This is a genomic window from Streptomyces sp. NBC_01716, assembly GCF_036248275.1.
Classification (GTDB): Bacteria; Actinomycetota; Actinomycetes; order Streptomycetales; family Streptomycetaceae; genus Streptomyces.
Genome location: NZ_CP109181.1, coordinates 8,410,445 through 8,426,400, shown reverse-complemented (window position 1 = coordinate 8,426,400; position 15,956 = coordinate 8,410,445). Strand labels below are relative to the sequence as shown.

Annotated in this window: 13 protein-coding genes and 1 pseudogene; 6 read left to right on the top strand and 8 right to left on the bottom strand. The window is 70.7% G+C overall.

The window, feature by feature from the left end; all coding sequences use genetic code 11:
• Nucleotides 1–38: 38 nt before the first annotated feature.
• From OIE74_RS37455 to OIE74_RS37420, 8 genes and pseudogenes are all read right to left on the bottom strand, one after another.
• Nucleotides 39–638, bottom strand: coding sequence for a class F sortase (locus OIE74_RS37455; protein WP_329391897.1), 600 nt, complete (start codon nucleotides 636–638; stop codon nucleotides 39–41).
• Between the two features lie 111 nt (nucleotides 639–749).
• Complete coding sequence (locus tag OIE74_RS37450) at nucleotides 750–1,178, bottom strand: hypothetical protein (RefSeq protein WP_329391895.1); 429 nt, start codon at nucleotides 1,176–1,178, stop codon at nucleotides 750–752.
• 123 nt (nucleotides 1,179–1,301) lie between these two features.
• Nucleotides 1,302–3,386: a sensor histidine kinase gene (locus OIE74_RS37445; RefSeq protein ID WP_443076330.1), complete on the bottom strand. Its 2,085-nt coding sequence runs from the start codon at nucleotides 3,384–3,386 to the stop codon at nucleotides 1,302–1,304.
• The gene (locus tag OIE74_RS37440) at nucleotides 3,373–4,113 is read right to left on the bottom strand and encodes a response regulator transcription factor (RefSeq protein WP_329391893.1); all 741 of its coding nucleotides are present in this window, start codon (nucleotides 4,111–4,113) and stop codon (nucleotides 3,373–3,375) included. Before OIE74_RS37440 ends, OIE74_RS37445 begins: the two co-directional genes overlap by 14 nt.
• Before the next feature lie 43 nt (nucleotides 4,114–4,156).
• Nucleotides 4,157–4,951: pseudogene (locus tag OIE74_RS37435) on the bottom strand (aldo/keto reductase); the annotation flags it as partial.
• Between the two features lie 8 nt (nucleotides 4,952–4,959).
• Nucleotides 4,960–6,417, bottom strand: a complete 1,458-nt coding sequence (locus OIE74_RS37430) for a dihydrolipoyl dehydrogenase family protein (protein WP_329391891.1) — start codon at nucleotides 6,415–6,417, stop codon at nucleotides 4,960–4,962.
• A 116-nt stretch (nucleotides 6,418–6,533) separates the two neighbouring features.
• Nucleotides 6,534–6,800, bottom strand: coding sequence for a hypothetical protein (locus OIE74_RS37425; RefSeq protein WP_329391889.1), 267 nt, complete (start codon nucleotides 6,798–6,800; stop codon nucleotides 6,534–6,536).
• 49 nt (nucleotides 6,801–6,849) lie between these two features.
• A complete protein-coding gene (locus OIE74_RS37420) occupies nucleotides 6,850–7,281 on the bottom strand; it encodes a Rid family hydrolase (RefSeq protein ID WP_329391887.1) in 432 nt (143 codons plus the stop codon).
• A gap of 145 nt (nucleotides 7,282–7,426) precedes the next feature.
• Between OIE74_RS37420 and OIE74_RS37415 the strand changes: the two genes are divergently transcribed.
• The 6 genes from OIE74_RS37415 (at nucleotide 7,427) to OIE74_RS37390 (ending at nucleotide 15,901) form a co-directional block, all read left to right on the top strand.
• Nucleotides 7,427–8,437, top strand: a complete 1,011-nt coding sequence (locus OIE74_RS37415) for a GlxA family transcriptional regulator (protein WP_329391884.1) — start codon at nucleotides 7,427–7,429, stop codon at nucleotides 8,435–8,437.
• A gap of 183 nt (nucleotides 8,438–8,620) precedes the next feature.
• Nucleotides 8,621–9,124 carry a hypothetical protein gene (locus OIE74_RS37410; RefSeq protein ID WP_329391881.1) on the top strand — a complete coding sequence of 168 codons (504 nt, stop codon included), beginning with the start codon at nucleotides 8,621–8,623 and terminating at the stop codon, nucleotides 9,122–9,124.
• Entirely contained in the window at nucleotides 9,094–10,524 is a 1,431-nt protein-coding gene (locus OIE74_RS37405) for a hypothetical protein (RefSeq protein WP_329391879.1), read from the top strand. The genes OIE74_RS37410 and OIE74_RS37405 overlap by 31 nt, the downstream gene beginning before the upstream one ends.
• A complete protein-coding gene (locus OIE74_RS37400) occupies nucleotides 10,521–11,969 on the top strand; it encodes a VWA domain-containing protein (protein ID WP_329391877.1) in 1,449 nt (482 codons plus the stop codon). The genes OIE74_RS37405 and OIE74_RS37400 overlap by 4 nt, the downstream gene beginning before the upstream one ends.
• A 12-nt stretch (nucleotides 11,970–11,981) precedes the next feature.
• Entirely contained in the window at nucleotides 11,982–13,094 is a 1,113-nt protein-coding gene (locus OIE74_RS37395) for an ATP-binding protein (RefSeq protein ID WP_329391874.1), read from the top strand.
• A complete protein-coding gene (locus OIE74_RS37390) occupies nucleotides 13,091–15,901 on the top strand; it encodes a hypothetical protein (protein ID WP_329391872.1) in 2,811 nt (936 codons plus the stop codon). The genes OIE74_RS37395 and OIE74_RS37390 overlap by 4 nt, the downstream gene beginning before the upstream one ends.
• Nucleotides 15,902–15,956 lie beyond the last annotated feature (55 nt).

Sequence of the window (15,956 nt, the reverse complement as noted above, 5' to 3'; positions counted from 1 at the left end):
GGTCCCTTCCGCGATCGCCATGTCCCGTGATCGCGGCGTCAGTCCAGCGTCGCGTAGACGATCAGGTTGTTCACCGGGTGGCCCTCGGCGTCGAACTCACCGTCACAGGTGATCAGTCGCAGGGCGTGCTCCCGTGTCGGGCCGTAGACCTTGTCGGTGGGGAAGGAATCCTTGCTGACGCTCTCGGAGCCCGTGACGGTGAACCGCGCGGACTCCCCGAGGCTGTTGCCGACCACGATGTCCGCGCCTTTGGTGACCTTCTTGAGGTCGTGGAAGACGGCCCTGCCGAACCGGGTGTCGTTGTGGCCGATGATGACGGCGGCGCCGGCCTCACCGGGCGCGGCACCGCCGGTGTACCAGCCGGCGGTCATGCCCTTGTCGGGCGGCGGCACTTCGACCGTACCGTCGGTGTTGAGACCCAGCTCCATCAGTGAACTCCGCACGCCGATGGAGGGGATCTCTACCTCCACCGGAGCCGCGGGCCGTCCAACCGCCGCCGGAGTACGGGGAGAAGCGGATCCGGTGCGGGCGGCCGAGTCCTCGGAGGCCGTGCCGGGTACGGACGAGCAGCCGGTCAGCAGCACGGCAAGGACCGCGGGTACGACGGTGGTGAGGCGGGCGACGCGGGCAGGGGACACAGGGGGCTCCAGAACAGGACCGGTGGGACTGGGGGCCTGTCGTCGGAACGGACCCTCGGTACTTGCGAGATGGCGCCGCCCGGCGAAGGACGGCGCCACTGTCGTGCCTGGTCAGACTTGGCGCCGTCCGGCGGAGCGGCGGCGCACCACGAAGGTGCCGGCGCCCGCGAGCAGCAGCGCTCCGGCGGCCGAGCCGACGAGGGTGGTCGTTCCGCTGTCCGCGGCCGGGGCCTCGCCTGCGGCCACGCCGCCCCTCGGGGCGGGCTTCTCGCCGGCCGAGGCCCTCTTCGCGGCATCCTGCTTCGCCTTCTCGTCGGCGGTGAGTTCCCGCGGCCCGCCCTCCTTCGCGGCCTGGGCCTTCTTCTCCGCCAGGGCCTTGTCCTCCGCCGCCTTCTTCGCGTCGGTGGGCGGCTCGTCGGCCGCCGACGTGAACGGCCTCTGGGCCGCTTCGGAGGCGACGGCCGTGGAGACCGGGACGAACATCGCGCCGGCCACGACGGCCGGCAGGACGGCGAGACTCAGGTAGTGACGATGTGACATGTATAGCTCCAGTTCCAGCCCGAAATCGGTGGTACCTGGGCGCCGAATCGCGTCAGGTTCCGGGCAGGGCTCCAGGCTGTCGGCCACCTGTGAAGAAGCTGTCAGAGCGTCATGTCGATCGCATCAGGGAGCGGCGGGGCGAGCGTCCTGGCCGTCCGGGGGCGCGGCCGGCAGCCGCAGGGTGAAGACCGACCCCTGCCCCTCCGTGCTCACGACCTCCGCCGTACCGCCCTGCGCCTCCGCGAGCTTGAGCACGATCGCCAGGCCGAGGCCGCTGCCGCCGGTGCTCCGGTTGCGGGACTTCTCCGCCCGCCAGAAGCGGTCGAACACATGGGCGACGCCCTCCGCCGGGATGCCCGTGCCGGTGTCGGCCACCTCCAGCGCCACCTCGTCCCCGGCACCGGTCACGTACGAACGCAACGTCACCCGGCCCCCGGACGGCGTGTGACGTACGGCGTTGGAGACGAGATTGCTGACGGCCTGGCGCAGCCGAACGGGGTCGGCGTACAGCGACGGCCCGGGGCCGCCGGGCTCCGCCGGGGCGACCGTGAGCGCGACCCCGGCGGTCTCCGCCGGGCCCTGGTACGCCGCGACCACCTGGCCGAGGAGTTCGCCGGCGTGCACCGGCTCCGGATGCAGGCGCAGCGCGCCCGCGTCCGCCGCCCCCAGGTCCTGGAGATCGTCGATGATGTGCTGGAGCTGCACCGCCTCTTCCAGGAGGGAGGAGACGAACGCCGGGTCGGGGTCGGCCAGTCCGTCCTGTGCCGCCTCCAGCCAGCCGCGGATGTTGCTCAGCGGCGTACGCAACTCGTGGGCGACATCGCTGACCATCACCTTGCGCTGTTCTTCGAGCCGGGCGCGGTGTACGGCCATGTCGTTGAAGGCGGCGGCCAGCCGTCCGATCTCGTTGTCCGGGCCGACCGGAACCGGTGCGGAGTCCAGGCCGTCCCGCATCCGCTGTGCGGCGCCGGTGAGAGCGTGCAGGGGCCGTACGAGCCGGGCTCCGGCGATCACCGAGGCACCCACGGTGAGAGCCAGGACGAGGGCCGTGACGCCGACGATGCGTGCGGTGTTGGCCGGTGAGAGGTCGAAGCCGGGCACGCCGACGGCGTCGGTGCCGTCGATGAACAGCAGTGCGGGCGCGGCGACATAGGCCGTGAGCTGCTCGCGGCGGGCACTGCCGACGCAGGAGGCGATGGCCCGGTCGTACGCGCTGTCGTGGGCTCCGGCCACCTGGTCCTGAGGGCCGGCGGCCTCGGCCGCCCTCTTCTTGTCGGCCAGCATCTTCTCGGCGGCGGACAGTTCGGCCGGTGTTTCGCCCGGCGTTTCGGCAACGCCGGTGCCGGTGCCGGGTTTCCGCTCGGCGATCCCCGCCTGGTCGCGGCCCCGGTCCCAGGACAGGTCCAGGTTCAGGGTCACGCCCGTACGCCCCTGGCGTTTCAGGCAGGCGTCGGCCAGTTCGTCGAGCTCGTCGAGGGCCTTCTTCTCGGTCGGGGTGGTGCCCGACTCGGCTGCCAGGCACTTGAGTTCCAGGGAGCGGTCGGTGTCGTTGCTGACGAACTCGATACGGGGCCGCCCGCTCGGGCTCTCGACCATGTCTGCGGCGATGCCCACCGCGCTCAGGCACGCGACGCTCCTGGCGGTGGTCTCCCGCAGTTCGGTACGTTCCGCCGCGGGGAGCAGGAAGGGGCCCACCGCCCGTGGATCGACACGGTCCGCACCTGCGGGCACGGCCTCGGGCACCAGCACGGTGTCGACGGACAGCGGGTCGACAACCGCCGAAGCCTGGGCGGGCAGGGGCGGGACAGAGGCCGTACCGGCGGAGGAATCGCCCGCCGAGTCGAAGAGAAGGCGCCGGTCCTCGGTGGTCAGCGCGATCCGGCGTTCGGACTTGGCGGCCAGTTCGCGCACGGTGTCCTCGACTCCCGCCCAGCCGGGGTGAGTTGCCGCGTACCCCAGCAGCGTGTCGTAGATCTTCGCGTCGGAGGTGAGGTCCTGCCCCTGCTCCTGGCGGATCGCCCCGGAGGTCGTCTGGACCGCGAGCCAGGCGGTGGCGGCGACCGAGCACGAGGCCACCAGTACGGACACGGTCAGCAGTCTGCCGAGCAGACTCCTGCGAAGCGGCGGGCGCGGCCTGGCACGTGCTCGCAGACGCCGCCACCGGCGCTGCGGTCGCGGCTGCGAGAGCGGCTGTTCAGGGCCGGGCATGGCGTGCGTTCTTCGCGGGGTCCGTGAGTTTGTAGCCGACGCCGAACACCGTGAGCAGCCGGGTCGGTTTCCGCGGCGCGTGCTCGATCTTCTTGCGCAGATTCATGATGTGCACGTCGACCGTGCGATCACTGATGTACTTGTCGAAGCCATGCAGTTCCTCCAGGAGCCGCTGTCTGGTGAAGACCCGCTCGGGCTCCATGGCCATGGCGGCGAGTATGCGGAACTCGCCGGGGGTGCAGACGACCGGCGCTCCCCCGACCGACACCTCGTGCCGGGCCTGGTCGATCCTGAGCGTGCCCACGGACAGCGCCTCGTCGTCGGCGGGCGGCGCGGCAGCGCGGGCGGGACCGGTGGAACGTCGGTTGCGGCGCAGCAGTGTACGTACCCGGGCCGCCAACTCCCGTGGGCTGAACGGCTTCGTCATGTAGTCGTCCGCGCCCAGATCGAGACAGAGCAGCAGATCGTCCTCGGTGCTGCGGGCCGTCAGCATCAGCACCAGCACGTCGCGGGACTCGGCGCGCAGGATCCGTACCACGTCGAGGCCGTCGGTGCGGGGCATCATCACGTCGAGGACGAGCAGGTCGGATTCCCCGCGCCGTACCTCTTCAAGGGCCGCACGGCCGTCCCCGACGACGGTGACCGTGTGTCCCTCGTGCTCCAGGTAACGGCGCACCAACTCGGACTGTTTCACGTCGTCTTCGGCGACCACGATGTTTGCGCGCACATCGGCGATCGTAGCGACAGTGTCGCCCGCCGGGTGCCCGCGGTCAGGCGGTGCGCTCGCTCAGGGGACGGCGGCGCAGGGCCGCGTCGCGCAGGGCCGGGGACACATGCTCCTGGTCAAGGGAGCCGATCTCGGTGCCGGGCGGGACGATCCTGTCGATCTGGTCGAGGACGTCGTCGCCGAGAGCGACGTCGAGGCCGTCGAGGAGGTCGTCGAGGTGGCTCATGGTGCGCGGTCCGATGAGCGCGCTGGTCACGCCGGGGTGGGCGATGGTGAACGCCATCGCGAGGTGGGTCATCGGCATGCCCGCCTGAGCGGCGATGGGGATGAGCTGTTCGACCGCGTCGATGCGGCGCTCGTCGCTGAGGTGCTTGATCAGGCCGGCTCGGCGAAGGTGGTTCTCCTGGTTCTTGCGGACGCGGCCGGTGAGAAGCCCCTGGGCGAACGGTCCCCAGACGAGCGTTCCCATGCCGTAGCGCTGGGTGACGGGCAGTACCTCGCGCTCGATGCCGCGGTTGAGGATGGAGTACGGCGGCTGCTCGGTACGGAAGCGCTCAAGGCCGCGCCGCTCGGCCACCCACTGGGCCTCGACGATGTCGGACGCCGGCGCCGTGGACGTTCCGATGGCACGGACCTTTCCGCTGCGGATCAGGTCCGTCAGGGCGGAGAGGGTCTCCTCGACGTCGGTGGTGGGGTCGAGCCGGTGGATCTGGTAGAGGTCGATGTGGTCGGTCCGAAGGCGGCGCAGGGAGTTCTCGACGGCCTTGACGATCCAGCGGCGTGAGGTGCCCTGCTGGTTGGGGTCGTCGCCGGTCGGGCGGCCGACCTTGGTCGCCAGGCGCCTTCTCAGGCGCGTTCGCGGTGGTGGGCCGCGAGGAGGAAGAGCCAGATCTCGCTGACCGCCGGGAAGCAGGCGATGGCGTGCCTCAGCCGTTTGAGCGGGACCTCCGCGGCGACGGCGACGGTCGCCGAGTGGAGCAGTTCGCTGACCCCCGGGCCCACGAAGGTCACTCCGAGGAGGACGTCCCGGTCGAGGTCGACCACCATCCGGGCGTGGCCCTGGTAGCCGTCGGCATGGAGGTTGGCGCCCTGCGCGGCGTTGAAGTCGACGTCGACGGCCTTGACGCGGTGACCGGCGTCGGCCGCCTGCTGGGCGGTCAGACCGACCGCGGCGGCTTCGGGGTCGGTGAAGAAGACCTGGGGCACGGCGTGTTGGTCCGCGGTGGTGGCGTGGTCGCCCCACGGCGCGTCGTCCAGGGGGCGGCCGGCGGCACGCGCGCCCATGGCGTCGCCCGCGGTCCGGCCCTGGTACTTGCCCTGGTGGGTGAGAAGGGCGCGGTGGTTGACGTCGCCGAGCGCGTACAGCCACCCGCCGTCGGCGCCACGGACCAGGCACGTGGTGTCCACGTCCAGCCAGGCGCCGGGCGTGAGACCGACCGTGTCGAGGCCGATGTCGTCGGTGTTGGGCGCGCGGCCGGTGGCCAACATGACCTCGTCGCCCTCCAGTTCGCCGCCGTCGTCGAGGGTGAGCGTCACGGGCCCCCGGGGATCCGGCCGGCGCAGCGCGGTGAGCTCCACGCCGGTGCGTACGTCGACGCCGGCGTCGGTGAGGCTACCCGCGACCAGTTCGCCCGCGAAGGGTTCCATACGGGGGATGAGACGACGGCGGGCCAGCAGGGTGACCCGGGAGCCCAGCCCCTGCCAGAGGGTGGCCATCTCGACACCGACCCCGCCGCCCCCGACGATGGCGAGCCGGGCGGGCACGGCGCTGGAGTCCGTGCCCTGCCGGTTCGTCCAGGGCCGGGATTCCTCAAGGCCGGGGACGTCGGGCAGGGCAGGCCGGCTGCCGGTGGCGACGGCGACCGCGTGCCGGGCGGTGAGGGTGAGGTGTGCGCCGTCGTCGCGGGTGACCGTGACGCGGCGGGGGCCGTCGATCCGGCCGTGGCCGCGGAAGAGGTCGGCGCCCATGGACTTGACCCCTTCGGCCTGCCCGGAGTCGTCCCAGTCGGTGACGTAGCGGTTACGGCGGGCGAAGACCCGGCCCGTGTCGATCGTGCCGCTGACGGCCTGCCGCGCACCGTCGACGCGGCGGGTGTCGGAGACCGCGATCACCGGCCGCAGGAGCGCCTTGCTGGGCACGCAGGCCCAGTAGGAACACTCGCCGCCGACGAGTTCACGCTCCACGACGGCCACGGTGAGACCGGCGGCGCGGGCGCGATCGGTGACGTTCTGGCCGATGGGACCGGCGCCGAGGACGACCACGTCGTAGGTGGTACTGCCTTGGCTCTGGGTTGTCTCAGTCATTGCTCCCTCGATTCCCGACAGGGCGCGCCAACATTTCCACGGAACCACCGCTCCGAGCCCCACGCAGCTTTTCCCGGACGCGCCCGCCCACGCCGAATCCCCTGGAAGCCCGGCGGTTACGGGCTGTCGCCCTCCCAGTCCCATCGCCACGGATCACCGGCACGCGGACCGTAACCGGCGCGGCCTCCCGCGCCGTACGCTCCGATCTCCGTGACCAGCAACGCTCCCGCGCCGAGCTCGTCGTCCGTCCAGCCGGTCACATCAAGCAGCAGCCCGTCCAACGGGCCCGCGCACAGCTCCCGGTACGCGCGGCCGGGGCGTGGCCCGGGGTCGGGATCATCGTGGTCGGCGCCGTACACCCGCCGCCGTATCAGCTCGTCCATCAGTGCAGCATCCCAGCCACCACTGACAACCCCGGGTCCATACGGCCCCTCAGACCCGGGCGATGAACTTCACCTCGACCAGCAGCTCCGGGAAGGCCAGCCGTGAAGTGCCGATCATGGTGCTCGCCACCATGGGGTCCGGGCGGCCGTAGGCTTCCTTGCGGACCGGGCCCGCCGCGGCGTCGCCCGCGTCGGCGTCCACGACGTAGAGGACTTCTTCGACCACGTCGTCCAGCGATGCGCCGAAACGCCCCAGCAGCTCCGCCGCGTTGGCATAGCACTGGCGCAACTGCCTGCCCATGTTGGTGAAATCGGTGACCTGGCCGTCGTCATTGACCGGCGCGGGGGCGACGAGTTTCTTTCCGCTGTGTGCCACTTGGCCGGAGAGATAGATGGTGTCGCCGCGCTTGACCGCCTGGGCGTATCCGTAACTCTCCTCCCAGGGGACTCCGAACCTTTCGACCTTGTCCGCGTTGCTCATGGCGCTCCGATCATCAAATGGCGAGTTCCTTCAGAACGGTATTGGCAGCGGTGGGGGCGGGCCAGACCTGGTCGTGCCACTTACAGCAAGGATCGTGCCGGGCGGGCGCCAGGGCTGATCGCCTCGCGCGTGGGCTACCCTGGGCGTGGAACGCGGAGACAGGGGAGAGCAATTGCTGTCCGGAGATGCCAAGATAGTTGTCGCCATCCTTGCGGTACCGCGACTGTATGCGCTGGACGTCAGTATTCCGGCGCATGTCTTCGGTCAGCACGCCGGCTATCAGGTGATCGTGTGCGGAGAAGACGACTTCGAATCCGCCGACGCTTCGGGCGAAAGCTCGCCGTACGTCGATGTCGCCGCCGACATCAGGCCGACCCACTCGCTGGCCGATATGGAGCGCGCCGATATTGTCTTGATTCCCGGCTATGAGGACCCGCATCGCCCGATCCCGGAAAGCTATCTCAAGGCACTGCGCGCTTCCGTCGAGCGAGGTGCGCGTATCGTCGCCGTCTGTACCGGGGTTTTCGCGCTGGCGGCCACCGGGACGCTGAGCGGAAAAACAGCGACGACTTATTGGAAATATACCGATCTTCTTCGGACGACGCACCCCGGGGTCGATGTCGTCGAGAATCGGTTGTTCGTGGAGGACGGGGCGATTCTGACGTCCGCCGGCGCGGGCGCGGGACTTGATGTGTGTCTTCATGTCGTCCAGACCGACTTCGGTGTCGCCGCCGCCGACGAGGTGGCGAAGGATGTGGTCGCCACTCCCGCCCGTACCGCGAACGAGCCGCAGTACGCGGACACGATCAGCCCTTCTCGCGACGATCTGCGTGCGACACGGGACTGGGTGATCAGGAACATCGGTTCGCCGATCACGGTCCAGCAGATGGCGGACCGCAGTCTGCTTTCGCGCAGAACCTTCATCCGCCGTTTCGCACATGAGACAGGCATGCCTCCCATGCACTGGGTCGCACTGCAGAGGCTGACCGGTGCGCGACGGCTCCTTGAGGAGTCCGACTGGTCGGTGGAGAGGATCGCCGGCGCGACGGGTTTCGGCACGGCCGCGAATTTTCGGAGCATCTTCCGGCGGGAAGTGGGCGTGACCCCGACCGGCTACCGGAAGCTGCACACCCGGAGCCGTCAGCACAGTCGTTGACGTGTCGGCCCGGGCGGCGGCCGGTGTGCGGCCACCGCCCCGGAGACGCTGTCAGCCGCTCCGGCCGTCCCGATCCTCCCTGTGGACACGTGATCACCGTTGTCAGTGGTCGCCAGTAGGTTGATTCGTGTTCCGCCGTTCTGGCGGCGCCCAAGTCCCCCCTGCGAAAAAGGAGATGGTGCGGTGTCGGATTGGGAGAGGTCGAGCACGGCACGGGTGGTGCCACCCGCGCGGCCGCGCAAGCTCGCCAAGGTCCCGTTCGTCGAGCTGGCCGACGGACGTGTGCAGGGTGTGGTGTCCAGTGGGTCGGACATCGAGCGGGTCTACGTCTCGTCGGTCGCGGCCGGTACGTACGCGTTCGCGTGCAGCACCAACAACAACCGCCCCTGTGGTGGCGCGCGCGGTGGGTTCTGCAAACACATCCGGACCCTGGTCGGCGAGGCGGCGCTCCAGTACGGCACCGAGCGCGTCGCCCGTTATCTCCGGCTCGACGCCGAGGTCGAGAGGACGAGCGGAGACGCCCTCGCCATGGCCATGATCGCCACCCATCCGCCGCAAGGAGGCAACGAGGCAGCCGCTTCCGTCTTCAGCCGGTTCCTGCGGCACCTGGCGTATCTGGAACTCGCCCCGACCACCGCGCCGTTGCCGGAGATGCAGTGGTTCCCGCCCACCAGGGCGGTGGCGTGATGCGCGTCGACCTGCTCACCGAGACCGTCGCGGGGCTGGACGAGGCCCTCGCGGCTGTCGACGCCTTCGACCGGGCTCTGGTCGTCGGGCTGCTCCGCCCCCACGCCGTCCGGGCCGCCGGTCTGGCTGAGCTGGCCAACGCCGTCGCGGGGACGCCGTTGGCCGGCAGAGTCGCCGAGGCGGCCGAGAAGGCGGCGGCCGGTGCCGCCGGCGAGGACCACTTCATGGCGCTCGCCGCCGCACGCACCGCCCTCGTCGGCTCCGTCCACGACGCGCTGGCGGAACGCGTCGAGGAGGCGACCGGCCGGTCCCGCGCCGGGGAGAGCACCGCGGAGACCGTCCCGGAGCCGGCCGCGCGGCAGGCGGCGAACCTGCTTGCCGCCGCCCGTTCCTGGCTGGCCGATCTGGCGCGCTGCGGCTGGAAGGGCATCGATCACGACGTGGTCTCCGGGGCGGCGACCGTCGTCTCCGCGATGCTGCCGGATCCGGACCTGCGCCGCCTCGCGACGGTTCTCGACGGCTTCGCCGCCGAACTCGCCGCCTCTTGTCCGGGCTCCGCGCTGGATCGCGTGCCGGTGCGCCGCTGGGCCGACCTGTGGTCGCGGGCGATGGTGCTGACGGTGCCCGGCGCGGGCGGTGTTCCCGTGACCGGTACGGCCACCGGAAGGCTCCTGCCTCTGGGTGTCGACGTGCAGGAGCACGCGACCGCCGTGCAGGCCCAGGTCCACGCGGTGTTCGAGCCCGCCGACGGTGCCGCGTCGCGCCTGGTGCGCGCGAATGTCTCGGTCCCGAAGCCGGACACGGTCGTCGGTGCCGGGCTGTGGCAGCTGCTGCGACCGCACCTGTCGCTCCTGGCGGCCGTGAGCGAGAGCCGCTCGATGGATATCACCGACATGCCGGTCACCTCCGAGGGCGACCTGCTCTGGAGCGACACGCGGGCACGCGCGGTCACGCCCGCCGACCCCTTCGCCACCGCCCGCGTCGCGCTGTCCACCGCCACGGCCTCCGCGACCGCACCCCTGGACCGGCATCCCGCGCGGATCGCGGCACCGGTCTTCCTTGAGGGCTACAGCACCCAACAGGACGACGACGGGCTGACGTTCACCGTCGCGGGACATCGCCTGGCCGTGGACACCGACCGTATTCCGACGGCCGGACCGCTCACCCCCGAGGCCGTCGCCGCGTCGCAGGCGTGCGTCGGGCTGCTCCGCTGGGACGCCGGGGTGTTCGTCGTCCAGCCGCTCGCCGTCGAGACCACCGTGCGGAAGAAGCCCGTCGCGGTCCACGCCGGGGCCTGGGCGGGCGGCACGGCCGACAAGGCCGGTGCCAGGGCCGAGAAGGCCGCCACCGACGCGGGGGCGGTGCTGCGCGAGCGGGCAGGAAGGCTGTTGCGGAAATGACCGGAGACAACATCGAGGTGAGTTCGCACGACAACCGCCGCCAGGTCCTCTACTGGCGTCTCCTCGCCAACCTCTTCGACCCCGAGGAGCAGGCGGCGCTGGAGTCGGCGAGCCTCGCCGTCGTCGAGGACATCGGGCTGCCGTCGGCGTTGCTGGACCCGAAGGTCTCGGTGGGCTCGACCGTACAGCGCCACCCCGAACTGGCCGCCGAGTTCGACGGTCTGATGGTGCCAGGCACCGACGCCACCGCGGAACCCGGCGACGACGACAGCGAGGGCGCCAGCGACGACGAGCGACGCGACCGGGCCGCCGAGGTACGGCGCGCGGCGCTGGTGTCGAAGGTGCTGCTGAACATCTACGCCACCGGCTCGGGCACGGTCACCGCCGACCAGCTCTCGCGGTGGCAGTCCGACGCGGGCTGGCTGGAGCGTGCCCTGGGCTGTGAGCCCGGTGCGCTGCGCGGAGGCCGCCCCGCCCAGGGCGGCGAAGGACGCGGCGAAAGCCCGTACGGCACCGGCGGTGGTACGACACCCGACCTGAGCCGGCTGATTCCGACGATCGGTCCCGAACTGGGCGCCATCGAGGCGGACTTGGTCAGGCGGATGCGCCTGCGTGAGGTGCTCGCCGACCCGGAGCTCGCCGCGCGGCTCACCCCGAGCATGTCGCTGATCGAGCAGTTGCTGCGCGACAAGGACAATCTGTCCGGCGTGGCACTGGCCAACGCGAAGGCCCTCATCAGGCGCTTCGTCGACGAGGTCGCCGAGGTGCTGCGTACGCAGGTGGAGAAGGCCTCGGCCGGCGCTCTGGACCGCTCGGTGCCGCCCAAGCGGGTGTTCCGCAACCTCGACCTGGACCGCACGATCTGGAAGAACCTGACCAACTGGAGCCCCGAGGAGGAACGGCTCTATGTCGACCGCCTCTTCTACCGCCACACCGCGCGGAAGACGACGCCCCAGCGGCTGATCGTGGTGGTCGACCAGTCGGGTTCCATGACGGACTCGATGGTCAACTGCACGATTCTGGCGTCGATCTTCGCCGGGCTGCCGAAGGTGGACGTCCATCTGATCGCGTACGACACCCGGGCGATCGATCTGACTCCCTGGGTGAAGGACCCGTTCGAGATGCTGCTGCGCACCAAACTCGGCGGCGGCAACGACGGTCCCGTCGCGATGGCGATGGCGCTCCCGAAGATCACCGATCCCCGCGACACCGTCATGGTGTGGATCTCGGACTTCTACGAATTCGACCGCTCCCAGCCGTTGTTCGAGGGCATCGAGGCGGTCCATCGGTCCGGGGTGAAGTTCATTCCGGTCGGCTCGGTGACCAGTTCGGGCCGCCAGGAGGTCAATCCCTGGTTCCGGGAGCGCTTCAAGGCGCTCGGCACGCCGGTGATCTCCGGTCACATACGCAAGCTCGTCCACGAGCTCAAGACGTTTCTCGCTTAGAAAGGCCCTGCCATGTCTGACCTGTTGCGCGCTCCCGCCGAGATCAAGTACGCCGAGGAGCTGGACTGGCTGGAGTCGGTCGACGACGGTCCCAAGCCGTTCTCCTGGCGCCTTTCGCCGAAGATGGTCCGTCTGTTCATCCTGGGGTCCGAGCGCTCCGACGGTCTCGACCGGGAGATCCCGCAGAAGTGGTTCGGTGACCGCAGTCTGGTCGAGCGCGCCGTCGTCACGCTGGCGTCGGACCGCGGGCTGCTGCTGATCGGTGATCCGGGAACGGGGAAGAGCTGGCTGGCCGAGCTGCTGGCCGCCGCCGTCTGCCGCAGCTCGACCCTGGTGGTGCAGGGCACGGCCGGCACCACCGAGGACCACATCAAGTATTCGTGGAACGTGTCGATGGTGATCGCCAAGGGCCAGTCCCGTGAGTCGATGATCCCCTCGCCGATCATGACCGCGATGGAGACGGGCGCGATCGGCCGGTTCGAGGAGCTCACCCGTTCCACGAGCGACGTCCAGGACGCCCTGATCTCGATCCTGTCGGAGAAGTACATCTCGGTGCCCGAGCTGGACAGCGACAGCATCGTCTTCGCCAAGCCCGGATTCTCGGTCATCGCCACCGCCAACAGCCGCGACAGGGGCGTCAACGACCTGTCGTCGGCGCTCAAGCGCCGGTTCAACTTCGTCCGTATCCCGGTGGTGACGAACAGGAAGAGCGAGGCGGAGATCGTCCGCTTCCGTACGGAGGAACTGCTGCGCCGTCACCGGATCGAGCTGGACGTGCCGCCCACCCTGCTGGACGTGCTGCTCCAGAGCTTCGCCGATCTGCGCGCCTCCGCGGCCGCCGCGGGCAGCGACGACGAGAAGCTGGAGTCGGCGCTGTCGAGTGCCGAGCAGATCGGCGTACTGGAGGACGCGATCCTGCACAGCAACTTCTTCGGCGAGCGCGAGCTGACCGCGCGTGCCCTCGCCTCCTCGCTCGTGGGATCGCTGGCGCGGCGCGAGCCGGAGGACCTGGCCATCCTCAACAAGTACCTGCACGGTGTCGTGGAGCCGCGCAGCAAGGAAAAGGGCGGGTCCTGGCCGGAGTTCCTGGAGGGCGGTCGGGACGCGATCGCCACTCTCTCATGAGCCCCGTGCGGGAAGGAGCGGCCTTCGAGGCGCTGCGGACGCAGTTGCAGGAGGCGGCGACATCGCTGGCCGACGGCCCGGAGGCGCTGGAGGGCATCCTCCTGGGCATCGTCGACGACGTCGACCGCGCGGTACGCGAACCGCTGGAGATCTTTCCCGTCTGCCACCACTCGCCGGCCTCGGCGATCGCCATGGCGCGGCGGCTGCGGGAGAAGCGGCCGAAGGTCGTCTATCTGGAGCTGTGCGAGGACATGGCCCCGCTCCTGTCGGAGTTGCGCAACTGCCGGCTCCCGGTGGCGGTGCAGGCGTTCGCCAGTGAGGTCGACGGCTTCCCGGCGGAGTGGGCGCCGCTGTCGGTCGTCGCTCCGATCACGGAGGCGTCGGCCGAGTATCAGGCCATCGCCTACGCGCTGGACACACCCGGCGTGGAGCTGGTCCTCGTCGACCGCTCTTCGGACCATGTGTTCCAGTGGCAGACGGCCAAGACGGAGCCGGCGGATTCCGAAGCTCCGCAGACACCGCCGGCCGGGGAGGAGGCGGGGCTGCACGGCGACGCGGTCGGCGTGGAGATCGGGGATCTCCGCCCGCGCTTCGCCGAACTGGAAGAGCATCTGCTGCGCCACGGCCGGGTGCGGCACTGGTCGGAGTGGTGGCACCAGTACGTCGAGCTGCCGCTCGGCGACAGCGACCACGACACCTACCGGCAGGTCATGCTGCTGATCGGCAGCCTCTTCCGGCGGCTGGCGCCCGGTGACGCGGACCGGGTGCGGGTGGACGAGGACCGCGAGCGCTACATGTGGACCAGGATGCGCGGGCATCTGGCCGCGTCCGGCACCGATCCCGGGGACTGTCTCTATGTCTGCGGCGCGTTCCACGCGGCCAGCCGGGTCGCGGAGTTCGGCGTCGAGGGCACCGACACCTTCGAGATCGGCCCGCCGAGTGCGAGCGTGTGGCAGCACGGCCTGATTCCCTCCAGCCACGCGGCGATCGAGGCGCAGTTCGGCCTCGCCGCCGGTTCGGTGTCCATCGCCGCGACCCAGTGGGCGAAGAACCTCAAACGCACACGGGTCCAGCCGTTCCGGCTCGTGGGGCAGGCGGGGGCGAAGAAGGCGGCGAAGCCCGCCAAGGCCGCGGTCCCGGCCGTCCCGGAGGCCGAGGACGGCCTGTCGGACAAGCTGTCCGGGTTCCTGCGGCGCGCGCCGGTCCTCGATCCGCTGGACGAGGCCGAGTTGCTCGGCTGGTCGGTGGAGGTCGTGCGCGCGGCGCGCCGCAACGGCTATCTCGCCTCCACCGCCGACGCCATCGCCGTGTTCGAGACGTCGATCCTGCTGGCAGGTATGCGCGACCGCGCCAGGCCGACGCCGTACGACTTCCAGGACGCGGCGATCACCTGCATCGAGAAGGACTCGGTGCCGGGCCGGCGCGACGTTCGCCGGATCGTCGAGATCATGATGGGCGGCGACCGGATAGGACAGGTCGGGTACGACGCCCTGCCGCCGCTGGCGCGTGATGTCCACGACCGGCTCGCGCCGCTGAATCTCAAGCTCCAACAGCGCGGTGTGCAGCGGGCGTTGCTGGACATGGCCGCGAACCCGGAGCTGGGGCGGTGCTCCGACGTGCTGTGGATGCTGCGCCATCTGCTGCCGTGGGGCGCCGCGCGGGCGATCATGGGCGAACGGCGGCTCGGCGAGCAGCCCATCCAGGAGTCGTGGGACCTGGCGCTCGGCACGCACCAGCGGGCGCTGATCGAGCTCGGTTACGAGGGCGTCAGCATCGAGCAGGTTCTGGAGCAGCGTCTGCGCCGCCGGGCGTACGACCCGCAGGCGACCACGGCGGCGGTCCTGGAGGCCGTCGAGAACGCGACCCTGTATCTGCGCAGCCGCCGCCTCGCCGACGAACTGGGCACGCGCGCCCTGGAGGTGCTGGCGACCGAGCGGAGCGTCGACGGCGCGCCGGAGGTGCTGCGCCGGGTGCGCCGGCTGCTCGCGTACTACCGGACCAGCGAGCCGGTGCTGCCGCCGTGGATCGAGTCCTTCGTCAAGACGGGTTACGCGCACTACTGCACCCTGCTGCCGACGGCGTTCACCGACGAGGACGCGACCGTCCGGCAGGTCGCGGCGACGCTGGGCTTCCTGTTCAGCATGGAGAGTCTGGCGCTGTCCCTCGGCTGCGACCGGACGCAGTTGGAGCTCGCGTTCGCGCAGTCGCATCCGCGTGAGCCGGCCAAGCTGGCGCTGCTGTGGGCGGCTCAGGTGCAGCTCGGGCAGCTGTCCCGGGGGGAGTTGCGTACGCGGTGCGACGAGCTGCTGGGCAACCCTCTGGTGGTGCCGGCCTATCCGCGCTATCTCAGCGGGTTCCTGCACGCGCTGGAGCCGGTGCCGCAGTTGGCGGACTTCGTCGTGGAGGCGGTGTCCAACGCCTTCGCGCGGCTGCCGGATCCGGTGCTGCTGCCGTGGCTGCCGACCCTGATCGGCACGCTGCGGTCCGACGGCGCCGATCTGGCTCCGCTGCTGATCCGGGAGGCAGGACGGATCTTCCCCGGCCGGCTCGCGGCGCTGGACGAATGGGTGCCGCCCTGGCGGGAGTCGACGGAAGCGGGGGCCGCGCCCCTGTCGGCCCGCGCCGGCGGCGGGGGCGCGAGCGGCGCCGCGCTGCTGGCCGTGTACCCGGCGACGTGCGACGCGGTCGCGGATCTGCTGGGCTACGGAGGTACGTGGGAGAGGGCCGTCGTCCCCTCGGGCGCGGTGCTCACCGCCCGCCACCCCGACACGGCCACAGCGCTGGAGGTGCTGCTGGCGGGCTCATGACGGAGGCCGACGGCCTGCGGGACGCTGCCGGGCCCTGTCGGGGCCCGGCAGGATT

Bases quoted from the DNA above. Each gene is read 5' to 3' on its own strand.
- OIE74_RS37450 (WP_329391895.1), bottom strand. From the start codon at position 1,178: ATGTCACATCGTCACTACCTGAGTCTCGCCGTCCTGCCGGCCGTCGTG.
- OIE74_RS37445 (WP_443076330.1), bottom strand. From the start codon at position 3,386: ATGCCCGGCCCTGAACAGCCGCTCTCGCAGCCGCGACCGCAGCGCCGG.
- OIE74_RS37430 (WP_329391891.1), bottom strand. From the start codon at position 6,417: ATGACTGAGACAACCCAGAGCCAAGGCAGTACCACCTACGACGTGGTC.
- OIE74_RS37425 (WP_329391889.1), bottom strand. From the start codon at position 6,800: ATGGACGAGCTGATACGGCGGCGGGTGTACGGCGCCGACCACGATGAT.
- OIE74_RS37420 (WP_329391887.1), bottom strand. From the start codon at position 7,281: ATGAGCAACGCGGACAAGGTCGAAAGGTTCGGAGTCCCCTGGGAGGAG.
- OIE74_RS37400 (WP_329391877.1), top strand. From the start codon at position 10,521: ATGACCGGAGACAACATCGAGGTGAGTTCGCACGACAACCGCCGCCAG.
- OIE74_RS37395 (WP_329391874.1), top strand. From the start codon at position 11,982: ATGTCTGACCTGTTGCGCGCTCCCGCCGAGATCAAGTACGCCGAGGAG.
- OIE74_RS37390 (WP_329391872.1), top strand. From the start codon at position 13,091: ATGAGCCCCGTGCGGGAAGGAGCGGCCTTCGAGGCGCTGCGGACGCAG.